Origin of the sequence: Lutibacter oricola (genome assembly GCF_900106565.1) — a bacterium.
GTDB classification, from domain to species: domain Bacteria; phylum Bacteroidota; class Bacteroidia; order Flavobacteriales; family Flavobacteriaceae; genus Lutibacter; species Lutibacter oricola.
This window is the reverse complement of sequence record NZ_FNNJ01000001.1, coordinates 666,003-685,259: the sequence shown is the minus strand read 5'-3', so window position 1 is coordinate 685,259 and position 19,257 is coordinate 666,003. Positions and strand designations below refer to the sequence as shown.

10 protein-coding genes are annotated in these 19,257 nt (G+C 31.5%); 1 reads left to right on the top strand and 9 read right to left on the bottom strand.

From position 1 onward, the window contains the following. Positions 1–2: 2 nt before the first annotated feature. From BLU40_RS02670 to BLU40_RS02650, 5 genes are all read right to left on the bottom strand, one after another. Positions 3–1,424, bottom strand: a complete 1,422-nt coding sequence (locus BLU40_RS02670; protein ID WP_245729887.1) for a glycoside hydrolase family 28 protein — start codon at positions 1,422–1,424, stop codon at positions 3–5. 137 nt (positions 1,425–1,561) lie between these two features. Then, positions 1,562–3,640: a LamG domain-containing protein gene (locus tag BLU40_RS02665; protein WP_090119434.1), complete on the bottom strand. Its 2,079-nt coding sequence runs from the start codon at positions 3,638–3,640 to the stop codon at positions 1,562–1,564. 149 nt (positions 3,641–3,789) lie between these two features. Beyond that, complete coding sequence (locus tag BLU40_RS02660; protein WP_090119432.1) at positions 3,790–5,637, bottom strand: sulfatase-like hydrolase/transferase; 1,848 nt, start codon at positions 5,635–5,637, stop codon at positions 3,790–3,792. A 14-nt stretch (positions 5,638–5,651) separates the two neighbouring features. Then, positions 5,652–7,436 carry an arylsulfatase gene (locus BLU40_RS02655; RefSeq protein ID WP_090119430.1) on the bottom strand — a complete coding sequence of 595 codons (1,785 nt, stop codon included), beginning with the start codon at positions 7,434–7,436 and terminating at the stop codon, positions 5,652–5,654. Between the two features lie 12 nt (positions 7,437–7,448). Then, positions 7,449–8,726, bottom strand: coding sequence for a glycoside hydrolase family 117 protein (locus tag BLU40_RS02650; RefSeq protein WP_090120330.1), 1,278 nt, complete (start codon positions 8,724–8,726; stop codon positions 7,449–7,451). 747 nt (positions 8,727–9,473) lie between these two features. Here BLU40_RS02650 and BLU40_RS02645 point away from each other — a divergent pair. After that, complete coding sequence (locus BLU40_RS02645) at positions 9,474–10,862, top strand: helix-turn-helix transcriptional regulator (RefSeq protein WP_090119428.1); 1,389 nt, start codon at positions 9,474–9,476, stop codon at positions 10,860–10,862. A gap of 176 nt (positions 10,863–11,038) precedes the next feature. Here BLU40_RS02645 and BLU40_RS02640 read toward each other — a convergent pair whose 3' ends face one another. From BLU40_RS02640 to BLU40_RS02625, 4 genes are read right to left on the bottom strand one after another with little or no spacing between them, the layout of a single operon-like run. After that, positions 11,039–12,580: an alpha-L-fucosidase gene (locus BLU40_RS02640; protein WP_090119426.1), complete on the bottom strand. Its 1,542-nt coding sequence runs from the start codon at positions 12,578–12,580 to the stop codon at positions 11,039–11,041. 12 nt (positions 12,581–12,592) lie between these two features. Next, positions 12,593–15,103: a beta-mannosidase gene (locus BLU40_RS02635; protein WP_090119424.1), complete on the bottom strand. Its 2,511-nt coding sequence runs from the start codon at positions 15,101–15,103 to the stop codon at positions 12,593–12,595. Next, positions 15,103–16,404, bottom strand: coding sequence for a glycoside hydrolase family 117 protein (locus BLU40_RS02630; RefSeq protein WP_090119422.1), 1,302 nt, complete (start codon positions 16,402–16,404; stop codon positions 15,103–15,105). The genes BLU40_RS02635 and BLU40_RS02630 overlap by 1 nt, the downstream gene beginning before the upstream one ends. Positions 16,405–16,412: 8 nt before the next feature. Then, the gene (locus BLU40_RS02625) at positions 16,413–19,247 is read right to left on the bottom strand and encodes a glycoside hydrolase family 2 protein (RefSeq protein WP_090119421.1); all 2,835 of its coding nucleotides are present in this window, start codon (positions 19,245–19,247) and stop codon (positions 16,413–16,415) included. Between the last annotated feature and the right edge of the window lie 10 nt (positions 19,248–19,257).

Genomic DNA, 19,257 nt, shown 5'->3' with positions numbered 1-19,257 from the left:
AACTAGTTTACATTAATTTTAACCACTTCTTTTCTTTCATCTTTTCCTCTAAGGGTAAAAGATACATTGCTGGTTTTTAGATTTTCAATATGTCTTGCATACAATCCGTAAGCTGGTGTTACTCCTAATTTGGTAAACTCAGGGTATTGAATTTCATTTTCTGGAACTACAATTTTAGCATCTTCTAAGGTTCCTCCTCCTGGTAAATCAACCTTTACATTATCAATAGTAATTTTCCCTAATTTATGATTTGGAGTCCCTGAAAAATAAAAACCTGTTGGTGGATTCATTCTTAAATCTACAGTATCTGTAACTTTAGCTGTAATATTTCTAATTACTACATTATTAATGCTTCCTACTGGTTTTCTTTCTGCATTTCTATATACTAAACGACGCTCGCATAAACGGATAAAGATTGGCATTTCTACATTTTCCATAGTAATATTTTCTATTAAAATATTATCTACATTGGCACCGTCGGCACTTAAAATTTTAATACCTCCACCTTTTGTATCGTGCACAAAACAATCTCTAACAGTAATGTTTTTAAAATCACCCATAGATTCTGTTCCAAATTTTATGGCTCCCCAATGGCTTTTTAATTTACAATCGTAAACTTCAATATCTGTAGTTGGTTTTGGACTTGTAGATTTAAAACAAATAGCATCATCTCCAGAGTCAATAGTTGCATTTCTAATTACACCGTTTGTACTAGAATCTATATCAATAGCATCATTATTTCTATTTGCATGACTATGAATACTTATTCCATTAACTTCAAAATTATTACATTCTAAAAAATGCAATGTCCAAGCGGCTGGCTGACGTAAATGAATATCAACTAATTTTACATTTTTTGAACGAACCATACGCACCAAAAAAGGTCGGTTTGAAGTTCTAATTGTACTGCTAACGTATTTATTGGTTTTTGAAATTAACCCAGTTAAATCTGGCTTATCCAACGTTATCCCTAATTTTTTAACTGTCTTTTTAATATTTGCAGGCGTAAACATTTCTCCTTGACCGTTAATGGTTCCTTTACCTGTAATTGAAGCATTTTCAACATCAATTGCACCAATAAAACATTGTCCTCTATATTGCCCTGTAGCATCAATAAATGGTTCAACTGCTGGATAATCATTAGGATTGATACTTCCCAATAAAGTAGCTCCTTCTGCCACTTTAAGGTTTACATTACTTTTCAATAAAATTGTTCCAGATAAATAAGTTCCTTCAGTTATTAAAACTGTTCCACCACCTGCTTTGTTACACTCGTCAACTGCTTTTTGAATTGATTTAGTATTAATAGTTGTTTTATCTGCAACTGCTCCATAATCTCTAACATCCCAAACAGTTTTAGTAGAACAAGACACAATTAATGTAATTAACGAAACGGCTAATAAATACGCTTTAATTTTTCTCATGATTGTTTTTTCTATTGTAAATTATAATTAACACTCTTAAATATATATACAAATAAAAGAACTACTAGATTAAAAACTAGGTAAATAAAAGGGTTAAAAAAAGGGTTAAATAGCCGTAAAACACATATGTTTTAGAACTAAAACATACATTCTTCAAAAGTTAAAGGAAATTCTTGAACAAGCATAACTTTGTAATTCGCTGCAAATGATTTAAAGCAATTTAATGCCAATTGCTTTTCATTTAAACCTACTAAAGCTGTTATTTTATACTTTAATGCCAATTCAGATAAAGGATCAATGCTTAGCAATAAACTAGCACTTTTTCTAAGAGTTTTCCAATCTTCAACATCTAAATTTCCAGCACAAATTTCTTTTGTTTTTTGAATATGCTGCTCATTTAGTTGAGAAATAACAGTATCGAAATTTGCAATTTTTAAAGACTTGGATAATTGTAAATTTTTAAATGGGTAGGCAATTACTTTTTCATTGGAAGCTTCATTATAAAAAACAGCATCTATAAATAATTGCTCATCTAAATTAAATTTCCACTTTTTATCTTCATAATTTAAAGTTATGCCATTAAACTCCTTTAAAATTTTACGAAGCCTATGCATATTTGCACCTCTATTATTTTTTTGTTGCGAAACAGTTTCGGTTTCCCATAAAATATCTGAAAGTTCAGCCGAACCAATATGTCTCTTAACAACTCTTGGAAACAATAAAATTAAACTGAATAATCGTACTAATGTTGGTGTAAATTCGTGTGAAATATCATTACCGTTTTTGTCGAAGGCTCTAAAAACATCAAACAAATAAATAGCGTTTTTCTGTGGAAATTGCAGAGTAACAACAGCTTTTTCTACTCTAACTTTTTGTTGCTTTCTTTTTTTCAAAATTAAATATACAAGTACAAAAACTATTACTAGTAAAAATATTGTTATTAGATATACTGTTGTTTTATTCGTTTTTTTATACAGTAATTTATCTGCCTCTAACTTTCCTTCAAAAACCGATTTAATTTCTTTTGGCGAAAGCACTTTATTCCAAATAGCAAATTGACTCATTTGCCCCTTAAAAGTATCACCCCAAAGACTTTTACCAATTTCTAAATAATCCTCTTTCCCTGTATTTCCCCCAATAGTTTTACTATCTACAAGTTTACCATTTATAAAAAAGTTTACTCTATGGTTATAATTTACTGTTACCGCCAAATGCAACCAGTTTGCAATATCTTCTTTTGGCTGTGTACTAACAGTTTTAAACATCATAGGTACACTAAACCATAAGCTTTGAGTATTGGGTTTATAACGAAAAGAAAAATCTTTATTACCAGCAATTCCCATAACTCCTTCTTGCTTAACTGGATTTATCCAAGCGGAAATGGTAAGTTGTTTATCAAACTTTAAATTTTTAATTTTTAAAAGTGAAGTTTCTTTGTTAAAATTTGCTACAATTCCTTTTTCAGAATCATTTACAAAGTCAATATCCCTTACAAGTTCAATATCTTTTGACTCTAAAGATTGATCTTCAAAATTACCCTGCAAAGGCAAATACGCTTGTAATTTGTGATAAAGATTTGTTTGAAAAGAAGAAGTTTCGAAATCATTTTTAAATTCTTTGGCAGTCAATGTTCTGTCCCAGATTTTTAACCGATCTATACTTCCTTCAGCCTTTACTCCATACCTATCATTTCCAATAATTAATTTTGAAGCTTTTTGTTTCCACCAATTAGAAGAAATTGTTTCTTTTAAAACTGGTTCGCCATTAAAATAAATTGTTAGGCTCCCATTTTTTGACAAGGTAAAACCCAAATGTTGCCAAACATTGTTACTCAGTAAACTTTCTGTATTTATATCTGCTTTATGAAAGTGATTGAATTGAATTTGTCGGTTAGACAAATAACGAAAATAAAAAACACCGTCTTCACCAATTAAAGTTCCTGAATGTACGTCTAATTGTTTAGGTAAAAACCAAAAACTAACCGATATATCTTTACTTCGTTTATTTGATTGAATTGTAAAACAACTATCAGCTTCCACCAAAAAATCAGCTACTCTACCTCTTACAGCATCATTACTATTTGGTTTTAAATTACTCTCTACTTGATTGCTTTGCGTAAATAAGTCTTCAGAAAAAAAAGGTGCATCTTCTGAATTTTGAGCATGCAACGTTACCGTTAGTATTGAAACAAAAAATAAAAGTGTTGCTAATCTCATTTAATTACAATCTGTAATTTGTTTTATTGAATTGATAAAAATAACTCTTTTCCATCAAATTAAAATATACTTCAAATATAAAATATCTTGTAGCTACAACATAATACAAATGATTTTGAAAATAACTTATATGACCTAAATTAAATAGGCTAAATTTCAGGAATTATGTTTTTAGGTATCGATAATTTTTTATCATCGGCACCTCCAGCAAAATTACTTATTGAATAACTATTAGGTTTAATCCAATCTACTTCTGCTCTTCCATCACCCAAAACAATAGATCCTAATTTATTTCTAAACCAGTCTGCCAAGGCTAAATATTTTTTATCATTAGCCAAATTGTGTTTTTCTAATGGATCAACTCGTAAATCGTATAAAGCCATATCTGCTTTTAGTCTTTCACAAGTTAAAGCCCATTGAATATCCTTATTTAAATTAGTTGAATTTGCCACATCCCAACGATCACGAGTTCTCATAGAAAAACCAAAATCTTTAGTTCTCATAAATGCTCTATGACCACATACAACGTTTACTTCACCAATTGCATATTCTCTATTAGTTTCTTCAGGTTTTGAAATAACTTCAGCCAAATTATAACCGTCCAAATAATTGTATTTCTCTTCATTTATATTAATTCCTGCGGAAGTAAGCATTGTTGGTGCAAAGTCAACAAATTCAACTATATTATCTACAACTTTACCTGCAGGAAATTTATTTTTATCTGAAGAAACTACAATTGCTGCGTTATGAACTGATTGTTTCCAAGGTCCAAATTTTGCCATTATTCCTTGTTCACCTAAATGCCATCCGTGGTCTCCTATGGTAAAAATGATTATATATTCTTGCTTATTCTTTTTACAATACTTTTTAAAGGCTTCGACAGATTCTCCAATTAAAGCATCACCATAAGCGCAAAAAGCATAATAATCTTGAATTGCTTGTAACTTTTCTTCATCCGTTAATTGGTCCGCTTTACATTCATTATAAAGTGTTACCAATTGTGGTGGAAAATTTGAAAGTTCATCGGTAGAAAATTCAGGTATATTGTATTTTTTATTTTTGAATTTATCTCTAAACTTTTTAGGAGGAAGCACTGGTGTATGCGGCCAAGTATAACCAATATTAACCATTAAAGGTTTTGTAGAACTGGCACCATCAATTTCTTTTCCTGCCAAGGTTTTAAACCTTTTATCTTGATTTTTAAGGTAGTTTTCAAACTCTTGTAAAACATAGCTATCTAATGTTTTTCCTATTGGTTGTGGGTTTACACCTCCAATAATCAAACCTTGATTAGGGCGCGTGTAAACTCTTAAAATATCGAATTCTTCATCAATTTTCGTTTTAAGTACTTTATCTTTTTTTAATATTTCACCATCACGCTGTTGTTTTCTATAACTTACTGTTTTTCCGTCTGGGTAAATAACTGTTTCGTCTGAATACACCACTTCAAAAATTCCATCTGGAAATTCATATTTTCCTCCACTTGTATAAATATCTCCAAATCCTTGTCTTAGTAAATCTCGTCCAAATTGAATTGTATGGTCGTAAAAAGCTTTGTCTCCACCTTTATTTTGAATTCCCCAACCCGTTTTTCCAAAAACTGCTGTTCCGTAGCCATTTTCTCTTAACGTTTGAGAAACTGTTGGGCGTGTATGTTCTGCGGTTTGATTGGATTTAAATTTATAATGTCCACTACGAAAAGGATATCTACCCGATTGCATAGAGCTTCGAGAAGGCGTACACATTGGCGAATTACAAAAAGCATTGGTAAACATTGTACCTTCTTTTGCCATTTTATTAATATTTGGCGAAGAAACATACCCTAAACTACTTTCCTTTTTCCCTGTTGTTACTTCATTAAAATACTCTATCGAATCTGGTCTATGATCATCAGTTATTATCCAAAGAATATTAGGCTTAGATTGCCCATTTGAATTTTTAACATCTAGTAAACTTATTAAAATTAAAATTGCATACTTTAGATTATTAATTCTCATCCTTCAATATTTTTTTAGTTTTCCTTTAGTGAAATGTATGTATAATACACACCGTATTTTTCTTTGCCTTCAATAAAATCGGTAACTAATAATGTTTTTCCTTTTTCTAAATTCACATTAAAAAACACCTCCTCGTCATCTTCAAAAATTTCTTTTTCTAATAATTGATTAGCTATTTGAATACGTACTTTTTTAGGTTTTATTTGCTTATAATTATACATTCCTCCTTTTGGATTTTTCAAAGGAACCCCTAAAATTGGCCCAGCACATTCTTTTGGCCATCTTCTGCAAGAAATTTTATACAAACCAGCCTTCTCAATTTTTAAAGCATGCGTATTATTCTTACTTTTAAAACCTTCAGAAACTTGCTCTGCTTTCCAAATTCCAGCACTATCTCCAATAGCATGTTGAATGGTTAAGGTAATTTCCTTTTGATTTGAACTCCCTAAAATAGCCACAGGAAGTTCATTATATGCTGTATTTAATTTTGATTTTTGAAGGAAGCTTTTGTTATTCTTCAAAAATAATTTTACAACTTCAGGATATTCTGATGCTAAATTATTTTTTTGATAAAGATCGTCTTCAATATTATACAACTGATTTCCATTTACCAATCTCCATTTTTGGTTTAACAAAGCTGTTTTATCAATATCTTTTGGTGGTCTCCAATCTTGGCGATGATGCACAAACACGGTTCTATCTTGAAGTTTAACACTCTCATTTTTTAACAATGAAGAAAGATTAATCCCGTCCATTTTTGAAGATTTATCCAATTGAATATTACATAAATTTGCTAATGTTGGCAACATATCTACGTGAGCAGTCAACTCACTAATATCTTTACCACCTTCAATTTTTCCGTTTGGCCATCTAATAAAAAATGGTACTCTATGTCCTCCTTCAGTTTTAGTACCTTTTTTGCCTCTAAAGCCTTTATTATAACCTAATTTACCATCTTTGCTAACTCCATTTCCTGAACCATTATCTGTCATAAAAATTAAAATGGTATTATCCGCCAGCCCTTCTTTTTTCAAAAATGCATCGAACTTTCCAAAATTCTCATCTATGTTAGCTATCATTCCGTAAAAATTAGCACTTGGTATATTTTTACTTTCTAATTTTCTATACGGTTCAGCATATTTTTCAGCAACAATTAAAGGGCTATGCGGCGCATTTGTTGATAAGTAAATAAAGAATGGTTTTTCTTTTGATTTTTTAATAAACTTAATTGCTTCTTCAAACCAAACATCGGTACAATAGCCATTAAATTGTTTTGGTTCATTATTTACAAAATACACATCATTAAAATAACTATTCCCCCAATAATCAGACAATTCACCAACTCCACCTGCTTTATGCTGAACCACCTCATCAAAACCAACATCTGTTGGTCTAACTGGATAATTATCACCTAAATGCCATTTTCCAAACATAGCCGTTTTATAACCACTTTGTTTAAAAACGCTTGCCATAGTTTGTGTTCCTTCACTCAATGCATCTCTACCCTTATAGGTAGCCCAAACACCATTATTTATTGGATATTTACCTGTTATAATTGCACTACGAGTTGGTGCACACAACGGACTTACATGAAAATCTGTTAACCGAACAGATTCTTTATAAAACGAATCGATATTTGGTGTTTTAATCCAAGGATTTCCTTGACATCCAAGATCTCCAACACCCTGATCATCTGTTAAAATAATTATTACGTTTGGTTGCGATTTATTAATTAATTGGGCTTGAACAGTTAAAACCTGAATAAAAATCACACAAGCAGCAATAAGATATTTTTTCATTTTATGTTGAAATTATTTAATTCTTAATTTTTCAGTTTGATCGTTTATTTTCTTTTTTTGTTTAGCTGTTAAATTTTGTTTGAAATAGAAATCAGGACCATACATTACTCTTGGTTCTTTCATAATAGGATCATTAACATCTCTACTTAAATCACAATCAAAACGAGCTAACATTGAGTGAAACTGACCTTTACCTCCAAGATTAATAAAGTGAGATAACCCCCAAGTTATTCCTCTACCATCTTTAGTATCTGTAAATGCATCAGGTACAAATGGTGCGGCAGCATAAGGCATTAGTTCAGAAATAGCAGCTATTTCAAAATTAACTCCATCTTCAGCATATTGCACTGTATTATGCTCATTACCATCTTTATAAACTAATGCTGCAATTCCTGTTTTAAAAGGAAACAATGAAGTTTCGTGACCTGAATTTATTACAGGGTTTAAAGGGTGTTTTGTAAATGGTCCCAACGGATTATCGGCTGTTGCTAAGCCTTGCATACGAATCCAATCTCCTTTTTGACCAAAATCTGATTTATAGTATAAATAAATCTTTCCATTATGTACTAGTGGATATGGATCGTGAATTGAGAATTGATCCCAAGCTCCTTCTGGCCCATTTGGAATTACAATTTTATTATAAGGTGTCCAAGGTCCATCTGGTGAATCTGCATATGAAACAGCAACAGGACAATCGTCTCCACGCTTTCCGCTAGCTTCCATAAATCCCTGATAGTATAAATAATATTTACCTTTCCACTTTAAAATATCAGTAGTAGTAACTGCTCTCCAACCAACTATTGGTTTTTCAGGCCTTTTAATTGCAACACCTTGCTCTTCCCAAGTAAATCCGTCTTCACTAGTTGCGTACCAAATTTCTGCTAAATCCCAATCTGATGATGGAATTACATCTGTACATTTATCTGCTCCGCGTGGTGGTGTTGGCGTATTTCTGTAGGTATACCAAACATAATACTTCCCATTTTCAAAAATCACTTTTGAAGGATCTCTTCTTGAAATTGTACCATCGTGATTGTTATAATCAAAACCTTTTAATTCAGTGTATTTAAATTGAGAAAACAACTCATTATCTTGAGGTTTTGGAGCTGGATACGCATCGTACAATCTGTTTAATGCTGCACTCAATTCCATATCAGGTTTTTCTTCTGGAAGTTTTTGAGGAAATGAAGTTAATGTTTTCTTTTCTGGTTTTTCATCTTTAACTTCTGTTTTACAAGAAAACAGTGAAGCTACCAGAACAATTATTAAAACTTGCTTGAGATTAAACATATTACTATACATAATTTAATATTGAAATTTGATTTATTAGAATTAAAAACTACTTTAAATTTAAGTTATCTATTTTATTCTCTCAAAGCTAACGATTAACATTTTTTTGACAAAAAAATACACCTAGATATTATATGATGCAAAATATTTTTAAAAGAATTACAACTAGACATAACTTTAATAAACCTTCAAAATTTAAGAACTTTTAATTCACAAAAACTAACAATTGTGTGTTTCTCTAAAAAGCAACAAATTGAGTTATAATTTGGTTACTAAATTAAATAACCTTCAGCCAAAACTTTAAAGAAAAGATAGACCAAAGGTTATTTACTAAACCAAACTATTATTTTTAACCAATCGCATCAAAAGTACTTAATAAAAAATCAAACACAGAAAATTACAAGTACACAAACATTATACAATCACATTTTTTTCGTAATTTTAATTTTTTAAATCTAATTCACAATTGGCAACTAATTTTTGAATTACAAAACCCAACAAACATTGAATATCAAACAAATACTAGTAATATTTTTTACTCTTTTTCTATTTTCAAACTCTATAGAGGCTCAAAAAAAAGAAAATAAAATAAAATCAGACTCCATAAATTATTATACAAACAAAGTATCTGTCGCAATAAAACAAAGTAAACAATTTCCATGGAAATCATACAGAGAATTAAAATCAAGCCTCCATTTTTTTAAAAAAATTGGCAATCAAAAAAAGATTTTTCAATGTTTAACAAACATGTCCGACATAAAAAAGTCTAGTGGTAAACTAGGCCAAGCATTTGATCATTTATGGGAAGCTTTGTATTTTGTAAAACAAACAAACAAAAGTTCAAACAAAGCAACTATTCACCGAAAACTTTCTGCTCTTTATGACACCTTCAATAAAGGAGAAGAATCTCTTTACCATTTAGAACGAGCTTTACATTTTTCAAAAGAAATAATGTTTGAAAATGATCAAAACGCTCAACAATTAAATTCAAACTACTTAAATCTAGCAATTCGACAACGAAAGTCTGGAAATTTTAGAAAAGCACAAAGGTATTTAGATTCTTGTGTTGTTACGGAAAAACTTGTCAAAAACAATAGTTATATACTTTCAAATATTGAATTAGAAAGAAGCTTTTTAATGATTGAAAGTGGAAACCTTAAAAAAGCATATGAGTTACTTTACAACTCTAAGGCTAAGGTTAAACAAAATGAATTAGGTAAAAAAATACGTATATATCAATATCTAGGAGAACTTAAAAGTGCCGACAAACAACTAGATAGCTCCATATATTATTTCGAGCAAAGTTTAAACTTAATGGATAGCTTAAACTTAACCAAAGCCAACACATCTTATGTATTATCTAGATTATCTAAAGCCTATATCAAAAAAAATAAAACTAAAAAGGCCTATAACTATTTGATAAGAAAAAACTCGATTACTGATAGCATTATGAAACATAAAAACAATGCTTTTAGTGAATTAATTGAAATTAAAAACACTCATTTAGAATCTTTACTTGAAAAAGAAAACCTGTTAAACGAACAAAATCTTGTTATTAAAGAAAGTAAGGAAACACAGCTTCGATTAAAAATTATTTTAGGTTTCGTCCTAATTTTAGGAATAATACTATTCTGGGTTTCTAGAATACGTTTAAAACTTAAAAAGTCGTTAATTGACAAAGCTGAAACGGAATTAAAATCGAAACAAGAAAAAGAAAAAGGCGAAGAAGCTATAAAACTAAAAAGTAAAGAACTCACATCGTATGCTCTGCAATTAATAGATAAAGATAGTGCTATTGATGAGCTTCTAAGAATTTTGAAAGAGAAATCTCCTTCATCTTATAAATCGTTAAATTCAAAATATAAAAAAGGCGCAAAAGATTTATGGGATGAATTTAACCTTAGATTTACTGAAGTAAACTCAGATTTTTATAACCGATTAAAATTAAAACACCCAAACTTAACTGTAACTGAGCAAAAACATAGTGCTTTAATAAAGCTAAAATTTAGCACAAAAGAAATGGCTCGAATTTTAAATATTGAACCTCATAGTGTAAATATTTCTAGGTCTAGAATTCGTAAAAAACTTGGTCTTGAGCGCTCAGACAGCTTAGAAGACTACATTACTAACTTATAATATTAAATTTTCAAATACTACACTTCAGTTTACCTCAATTTATTTCGGGTTCATATAATAATTGAGTATTAATCTAATGAGATTTTGAAACAAATTCAGAATAACTGATTCAACAAAATAAAAGGGTTATTAAACAATGTTTAATAACCCTTTTTATTATTATAAATTATGAATATTTATTCCAATTCTAATTTTAAAACAGTAGCTATTTGATTATACTCCACTTCAGGCATTTTAAGTAACAACGTTTGCGGTGTAAGCTTCCAATCAATATCAATATCTGCTCCCATTAACTTAATATTTTTTATTGGTGAAGGAGGTAAATTTCTATGGAAACCACCAATTGCTCTCATTTTTATGGTTTTTCCAGCTTTGGGTACTCCTAAAAAGAAAACATACATAGATTTCTTGTCTTTAGCAACCGTATAACGAACATCATTTGCAGTATATTTAACTTTTGCTGATTGACCATCGTGCGATGCATCTGTTGCATTGGCCGTTCCATAACCAAATACTTTAAACGGACGTGTACCATAAACAGCTTCACCATGAATTTTCATCCAAGCTCCAATTTCTTTTAAAATATCGCGTTGCTCTTTATTAATAACTCCATCAGCTCTAGGTGAAATATTAAGTAATACTGTTCCGTTTTTACTCCACACATCAATCATATTACGGACTACCAATGCAGCATCTTTGTACGGGTGACCTTCAACATACATCCACCTACTTTGACTTAAAGTAATATCTGTCATCCAAGGCAAAGGGTAAATATCTCTGCGCCCACCTTGCTCTAAATCATCAATTCCAATTTCTAAAGGAATATCTTGATGTTTACTACAAACTACAACTTCCTGATTATTTTTAACACCACTATTGAAATGATAAGCCAACATTTCATTTATCTTGTCTTCAGGAATCATATTTAACCACGAATCATACCACAACATATCCGGATTGTATTTATCCACAACCTCTTCAACTTGGTCTAACCAATACTGGTTGAAGTCTTCAATATTTTCCCAATTTCCAAACAACTTTCTAAGCTTTGGATCTGTTGTAGCAGTTGGTAAATCTGGGTGGTAAGGATAATGACTTTGAAATCCATTTTTACCCCAATACTCAGGTTTATTTGAGTTACGTTGACCATTTCGAGCGTGATGAAAAGTTGCTAAAGTTTTTATATTACGTTTCTTAAGAGATTTAAACAACTCTCCTGTAATGTCACGTTTTGGCCCCATATCAGCAGCATTCCAAGGATTTACTTCACTATCCCACATTGCAAAACCATCGTGGTGCTGTGCAACAGGCCCTGCAAATTTAGCTCCAGTCATTTCAAATAAATCTGCCCAATCTTCAGCATCAAAATGTTCTGCAGTGAACATAGGAATAAAATCTTCGTAACCAAACTCTTCAATTGGCCCAAATTTTTCTTCGTGAAACTTATTTACCGAACTTCCTTTTATGTACATATTAGCAGGATACCAAGCACTTCCATAAGCAGGAACACTATACGGCCCCCAATGAAAATACATTCCTAATTTTGCATCAGCAAACCATTCTGGCGCTGCTTTATGCCTAGACAACGACTCAAAATTTGGTTCAAAATGAGCTACTTTTTGTTCTTCCTTATTTTGCTTTGCAGCCTTTTGCTCTGAACAAGCCAAAAGACTCCCCATCAGCACAAAAACTATAAATCGTAGTAAATTTAAATTCATTCTTTTTTCTTTTTAATTCTTTTCAAACTCTTTAACTGTTGGTAACTTTTCATCTGCTTGTTTTACCCCACGAGCACCGTTTAAACCTTCAAAATATCTTAAATAATTATGCGAACCATATTTCGCTTTTTTATCAATGGCTTCTTGTCCAATTTCTCTTAATCTAGGTAAATCAACTTTTTCATCACCAACTAATAACAAATAGTTATTTTCTGAAACTACTTTACCAGATTTGTCTTTCATTTCAATTTCTACGTGGAATTGGTCTCCTAATTTACCTGGAACTTTACACTTTAAAGTTGCATATTTTTTTGAACTGTCTTCAGCTACATTTCCAATAGTTACAATTTCTCTTTTAACTTCATTTTTATTATTGTCATAGAAAACAACTTCAGCTTTACAAGCTTTAAAGTCTTTATATAAATCGTTTACAACCCATAACTTACCTATAAAATCTTCTCCTGGCAACCAACGTCTTCTTCCGTGCTCCAAACTCACTAATAATGGTTGATAGGCTCTTTTTACATAGTCATAAGATATTTTTGGTTGCTTGTAATAATCAACAATTCCCCATTTCATATCTGGTGCAAAAGTGATATAATGACAAATACTTATAGCACTAGATTTTGGTTTTCTTCTTCGGAAATATTCCAAACCATATTGAAAAATAACACCTTGTGCAATTTGAGTAGCATCTACAAATTCTTGCATACTTCCAGTAGCCTGCGTATTTAAAGTATCGAAATTTAAGGTTCTAAACGTATCAAAATCTGTCCAATGATGTCCCCAACTTGGTCCTGGCGGCCATAATTCATCTTTTGGAATGAATTTCTTAATACTTTCAACATTAGGACACGATGAAATTGCTAATTCTGGCACCGCTGCAAAATCTTTACTATTAAAAAAACGTTCCATATTCTTTCTTCCTTCACCATAAAATAATCCATTTGCGTGAGTACTTTCTTTCGGTTTAAAACCTAATTCAACACCAATGTGGTCACTTAATGGTGAAACTGGAACATAATGTAAATCGGTATATGGTTTAACCACCTTACCTAATTCTTTCATTAAATTAAGGTTGTATAACGGATCAGAAGCTGTCATTAAAATTTCTTCTCCACCTTCAATAATAACCATACACGGATGATTTCGTAAATCTTTTACTACTGAAATAGCTTCAGAAAAAATAGCCTTTTTAAACTCTTCTGTTTTAGGCAAAGATAAACTTGCAATTGGTAAAATATCTTGCCAAACCGTAATTCCTTCACGATTACACAGCTCATAGAAATAAGGAATTTCTGTTGGATGCCATCCAAAAATTCGAAGGTTATTCATATTTGCAGCCTTTGCCAAACGGATAAATTCTTCATATTTATCATTTGTAGCTCTTCCAAAGAAAATATCTGGTGGTCCACCCCAAGTTCCTGAACGAATAAAGTGACGTTTTCCGTTTACCATAACAGTCCACGGATTTTCTACTTCGTCTTTCGTATAACCTGGATTCATTTCCATTTTTAGCTCTCTAACACCAAATAACAACTTGTCTGCATCTAACAGTTTATTATTACTTTTTACAGAAACATTGGCTATATATAAATTTTGATCACCCAAATCCCAAGGATACCATAGTTTTGCCTCTGGAATTTTTATTGAAGTTTTTAATGTGTTTGCACCAGCCGTTAACGTTTTTTTAATTGTTTTTGTATACGTTTTCGATTTGAAATTCTCTCCTTGAATTTCAATATCAATATCAACAGATGTCGCAGTACTTGTAGTATTATCAATTTCAACCTGAATATCTAAAGTTGCATCATTTTTCTTTCCTAATTTAGATTTTACGTAAATATCTTTCACTTTTGCAGCATCAAAAGCCTCTAATCGAACTGGTTTCCAAATTCCTGTTGGCACCACATCAACCCAATAGTCTCCGTGCCAAGCAGGTTTTCTTCCTGCTACCTGACTGTAACGCCTTGGAGCTGGATGTAAACGAACAGCTAAAGTATTTCTACCTCTACGTTTATATTCAAAACTTACTAAATCTGTAATATCATAAGAAAACGAAGTAAACATTCCTTCGTGCGATCCCAACATTTTTCCGTTTACAAAAACATCACAAGCATAATCAACTCCATCAAAAGTCAATTCAATGGTTTTACCTTTCATTTCCTCCGGCACATTGAAAATGTTCAAATACCACCACTCATATTCGTTTACCCATTTAGCCTTTACACTGTTTCTTCCAAAATGTGGATCTTCAATACGACCAACTCTCCATAAATCTGTAAATACATCTCCTGGAACGTGAGCTGGTGCCCAATTCAAAGCATCTCCCATATGATCGTAACTAATTTCAGGGAATTTTTCTTCTAAACCTCTACCAGGTAAAGTTCCTTGTACTTTCCAATGGAATCCACTTAAATCGTGTACTATTCTTTTTGGCGATTTCTTCTCTTGAGCTATTAACGAAATACTCATCAACAGTAGTAACCCAAATACAAATCGAATTTTTGAAATTAACCTCATTATTTTTGTTTTTTAAGTTCGTCTGTTTGCTTTTTTATACGTGCCTTTTGCTTCGCATTTAATCCGTGTTTGTACAAATATTCTGGTCTGTAATTCATATAATGATCTTTCATTTTTTGATCATCTACATCTTGACTTAAATCGCAATCAAAACGCACTAAAATAGTATGTCTCCAATTTCCACCTGCATTAATTACGTGCGAAATTCCCCAAGTAATTCCTCTACCATCTTTTGTATCTGTAAACGCATCTGGAACAAATGGACCAGCTGCTACAGGTAACATTTCTGTAATTGAGGCTATGTCAAAATTTACCCAGTCTTTTGCATATTGAATGGTATTATGTTCTTGTCCATCGCGTTGAACAATGGCTGCAACACCTTCTTTAAAAGGAAATAACGTTGTTTCGTGTCCAGAATTAATTACTGGGTTTAATGGATGTTTGGTAAAAGGACCTAAAGGATCTTCAGCAATTGCTATACCTTGCATTCTTATTTTTGAAGGTTTAAATTCAGGGCGTTTATCGAAATCTCCTTTGTAATACAAATAAATTTTTCCATCGTGCACTAATGGGTACGGATCGTGAATTGAGTATTGATCCCACGAGCCTTCTGGTCCGTTTGGAATTACAATTTTCCCAGTATGTTCCCAAGGTCCATCTGGAGAATCAGCCCAAGCTACAGAAACCGGACAAAAATCACCACGTAATCCACTTGCTTCCATAAAAGCCTGAAAGTATAAATAGTATTTTCCTTTAAATTTTAAAATATCGGTTGTGGTAACTGAACGCCAACCTGGTTGTGGTTTTGGTGGACGAGGAACGGCAACGCCTTGTTCTTCCCACGTAAAACCATCTTCTGAAGTTGCATAAAAAATATCAGACAAATCCCAATCTGCAGATGGAATTACATCTGTTGCTTCTTTTGCTCTTGACATTCCAACTGGCTTAACCGGAGATTTTCTATGTGTATACCAAACATAATATTTTCCGTTTTCAAAAATTACTTTTGATGGATCTCTACGAGTAATTGTTCCATCACCATCACTATAATCAAACCCTTTTAGTTTAGTGTATTTAAATTGCGTGTATAATTCTGAAGCTTCAGGACGAATATGTTCATAAGCATCATAATTTCTTTCTACAGCTTTACTTAAAGGTCTGTTTGGTTTTTCAGAAGGAATAAAGAATGGAAATTCTTCAGTTGAAGTCTCTTCTTTAGCTTCTTTTTGTTCCGTAGCTTGTTTTTGCTCGCAAGAGTATATTGCTAAACTTGCTATAACAATGTAAATAAGTTTTTTCATAATATTGATTAAAATTCAAAGGTTAAATCTATTTTAATTGGCTCATCATCGTTACCAAAAATCATTTCTTCGTTACTAGTTGGTCCCATTTCTCCAATTTGTTTAAATTTAGATCCAATAGGTGAAATATTTTTCACAAACGAAATATCTCCACTAGGCCATTTTGTATCATCTGAACCTCGTAATGCTTCGAAAGGTTTATCTGGAGTAAGCATACGTAAAAAAGTATGCGCATTATGGTTATATACATTAAAACCATTGTTATTATTGCCAAGTAATTGCATCCAATATAAACTTGAGAAATAACCTTTAAATTCTGGATACACATAACCAGATTCTCCTGTTATTGTATTGTTATAATCGTTTTCCCAAACTTTTAATTGAGTTCCTTTCATTCTATTTCGCCAAACTCTGTACGGCCCATCACCTAACCATTTCATACCTGCAACTTCTTTTTCTGGAAATGAAAATGTGAGACCTTTAAAGCCCTTTGTTTTACGTGTACTTCTTATTTCAACATTTAAATCTACAATACCGTTTGAATGAATTGTCCATTTAATAGATTCTCTTGTCATTTCGTTATTATCTTTCCAATCATAGTATTTTTTGTTGGCTTCAAATAAGGCTATTACTTCTACTTTTTCTTCGGAAGAATTTACATAAACAGTATCTATTTTGTTTTTACTATCTAAAATAATTGGTCCATTTGATAATGGAATCAATACTCCGTTTTTAACAACCTTTTCAATTAAACCCGTTTTTGATGAAAAAGACAAGTCTAGACTTTTTGTTGAAACTTCAATTTTTGAATCATTTATTTTTGTTGCTATTTTTCCATTACCAGAGTAACTTACCTTACCTTTATTATAACTTTTTGGAAGCTTAACAGGATACGACCACGTAAAAATTTCCATTCCGTGTTGATCTGTAGCTGTTAAATACAATGCATCAGCTGAAGTCCAATTTTGAGGTAAATCAACTTTAAAAATTCCTTTTTGCTCTGGTTTTATTGAAGGTAGATTTACATTGCTTTCTGAAATTATTTGCTCTTCTGCTGAACCTTTTGGACCATCAAACTTCACCCATTTTGCTTTTATAGTACAAGCATTCAAATTTGTGTAGTGATAGCGATTTTCAACTCTAAACTCACCATTAAAATTTTCTCTTATATAACGATCTTCAATATAAATTGGAGACCAAACTTCTTTAATTGTAAAGTAACTTCCTTCTTTTTCTCCGTAAGGACCAACAATACCATCAGGTGCGTGATTTCCATCGGCATCTAAAGCTCTATTTTTATCTGTTCTAACAACTGCTTCATCTGCAAAATCCCATAAAAATCCTCCAGCTGATAATGGTAAATCCCACATTATTTTCCAATATTCATCTAAACCGGCTCCGTGACCACCATCATACAATCCGTGTAAAAATTCAGTAGGAAATGATATTTTATCTTTTACATAACCATCATAAGCTAGTCCGTGATATGGTAAATAATGGAATGTATTTGTTTTTTTGAAAATTCCCCACGGATGAATTACCTCTCTATTTTGAATATCCCATTTAGAAAATTCATTATCCAATTCAGTATTCCATCCACTTTCATTTCCATTATCCCAAAGTACAATTGATGGATGATTGACATCTCTAACTACTGTTTCTTTAACCAATTTTTTTCCAACTTTGGTATCTAAATACGGTGTGTGCCAAGTACAAAGCTCATCAAGTACAAATAACCCTAAAGAATCACAAGCCTCTAAAAAGTGAACATCTGGTGGATAATGTGACATACGAACGGCATTCATATTCATATCCTTCATCATTTTAATATGCTCAATACTCAATGCTTTTGAAGTTGTACGTCCAGATTCTGGATGAAACGAATGACGATTTACACCTTTAAACTTAATACGTTGGTTGTTTACATAAATTCCGTCTCCCTCTCTAACTTCAACCGTTCTAAACCCTATTTTTTGAATATAAGTATGAAGATTTTTCCCATTTTTATCTAATAAACTAAAATGTAATTGATACATCACAGGTTTTTCAGGATTCCAAGATTTTATATCTGAAGCTTTGGCTGAAACTGTCCATATTCCTTTTTCTTTAGCCAATTGCTCTACATTTAAAACTTTTATTTTCTCTCCTTTAGCATTCGCTAAAACAATTTTAGTTTCTACGGCTTTTTTTGATTTTGTAAACAGCTCTGCCTTAATTGTTCCATCTGCTTTAGCATCCACAGCAACGCGTTCAATATGCTCTTTCGGAAAGGCTTGTAAATAAACAGGACGGTAAATTCCTCCGAAAATCCAGAAATCTGTATTACGTTCAGCACTATTAATAGATTTGTTTGATGACATTTTGTGCACCTTCACTTCTACTAAATTCTCTGTTCCATATTTTAATAATTTTGTAATGGAATATTTGAATTCATAAAAAGCTCCTTGATGAATTTCTCCAGCTAATTTTCCGTTTATTTTTACTTCAGCATCCGTCATAACGCCTTCAAAAACAATTTTCACTTCTTTATTTTTCCACGCTTTTGAAACTATAAATTTGTGTTTATATAAACCATATTCATCGTGATACTCTTTTGGTATTTTATAATCACGTCCGTAATTGTAATTTCCAAAACCTTGTAACTCCCAACAAGAAGGCACCCCAATTTTAGTCCATTTTTTACTGTTCATTCCATCTGAACAATAAAAATCCCATTCAACCAAATTGTCTTTATCTGTACCAGACAAATATTGAGTTTCTATTAAATTTTGAGCCAAAACAACTTCTGAATTACTGAATAGAAAAGCAACTATTAGAAGTGTAAATATTTTATAATATTTCATTTTTTATCAA

Coding starts and splice junctions, on each gene's coding strand:
- BLU40_RS02670 (WP_245729887.1), bottom strand. CDS start 1,424: ATGAGAAAAATTAAAGCGTATTTATTAGCCGTTTCGTTAATTACATTA.
- BLU40_RS02665 (WP_090119434.1), bottom strand. CDS start 3,640: ATGAGATTAGCAACACTTTTATTTTTTGTTTCAATACTAACGGTAACG.
- BLU40_RS02660 (WP_090119432.1), bottom strand. CDS start 5,637: ATGAGAATTAATAATCTAAAGTATGCAATTTTAATTTTAATAAGTTTA.
- BLU40_RS02655 (WP_090119430.1), bottom strand. CDS start 7,436: ATGAAAAAATATCTTATTGCTGCTTGTGTGATTTTTATTCAGGTTTTA.
- BLU40_RS02650 (WP_090120330.1), bottom strand. CDS start 8,726: ATGTTTAATCTCAAGCAAGTTTTAATAATTGTTCTGGTAGCTTCACTG.
- BLU40_RS02645 (WP_090119428.1), top strand. CDS start 9,474: ATGTCCGACATAAAAAAGTCTAGTGGTAAACTAGGCCAAGCATTTGAT.
- BLU40_RS02640 (WP_090119426.1), bottom strand. CDS start 12,580: ATGAATTTAAATTTACTACGATTTATAGTTTTTGTGCTGATGGGGAGT.
- BLU40_RS02635 (WP_090119424.1), bottom strand. CDS start 15,103: ATGAGGTTAATTTCAAAAATTCGATTTGTATTTGGGTTACTACTGTTG.
- BLU40_RS02630 (WP_090119422.1), bottom strand. CDS start 16,404: ATGAAAAAACTTATTTACATTGTTATAGCAAGTTTAGCAATATACTCT.
- BLU40_RS02625 (WP_090119421.1), bottom strand. CDS start 19,247: ATGAAATATTATAAAATATTTACACTTCTAATAGTTGCTTTTCTATTC.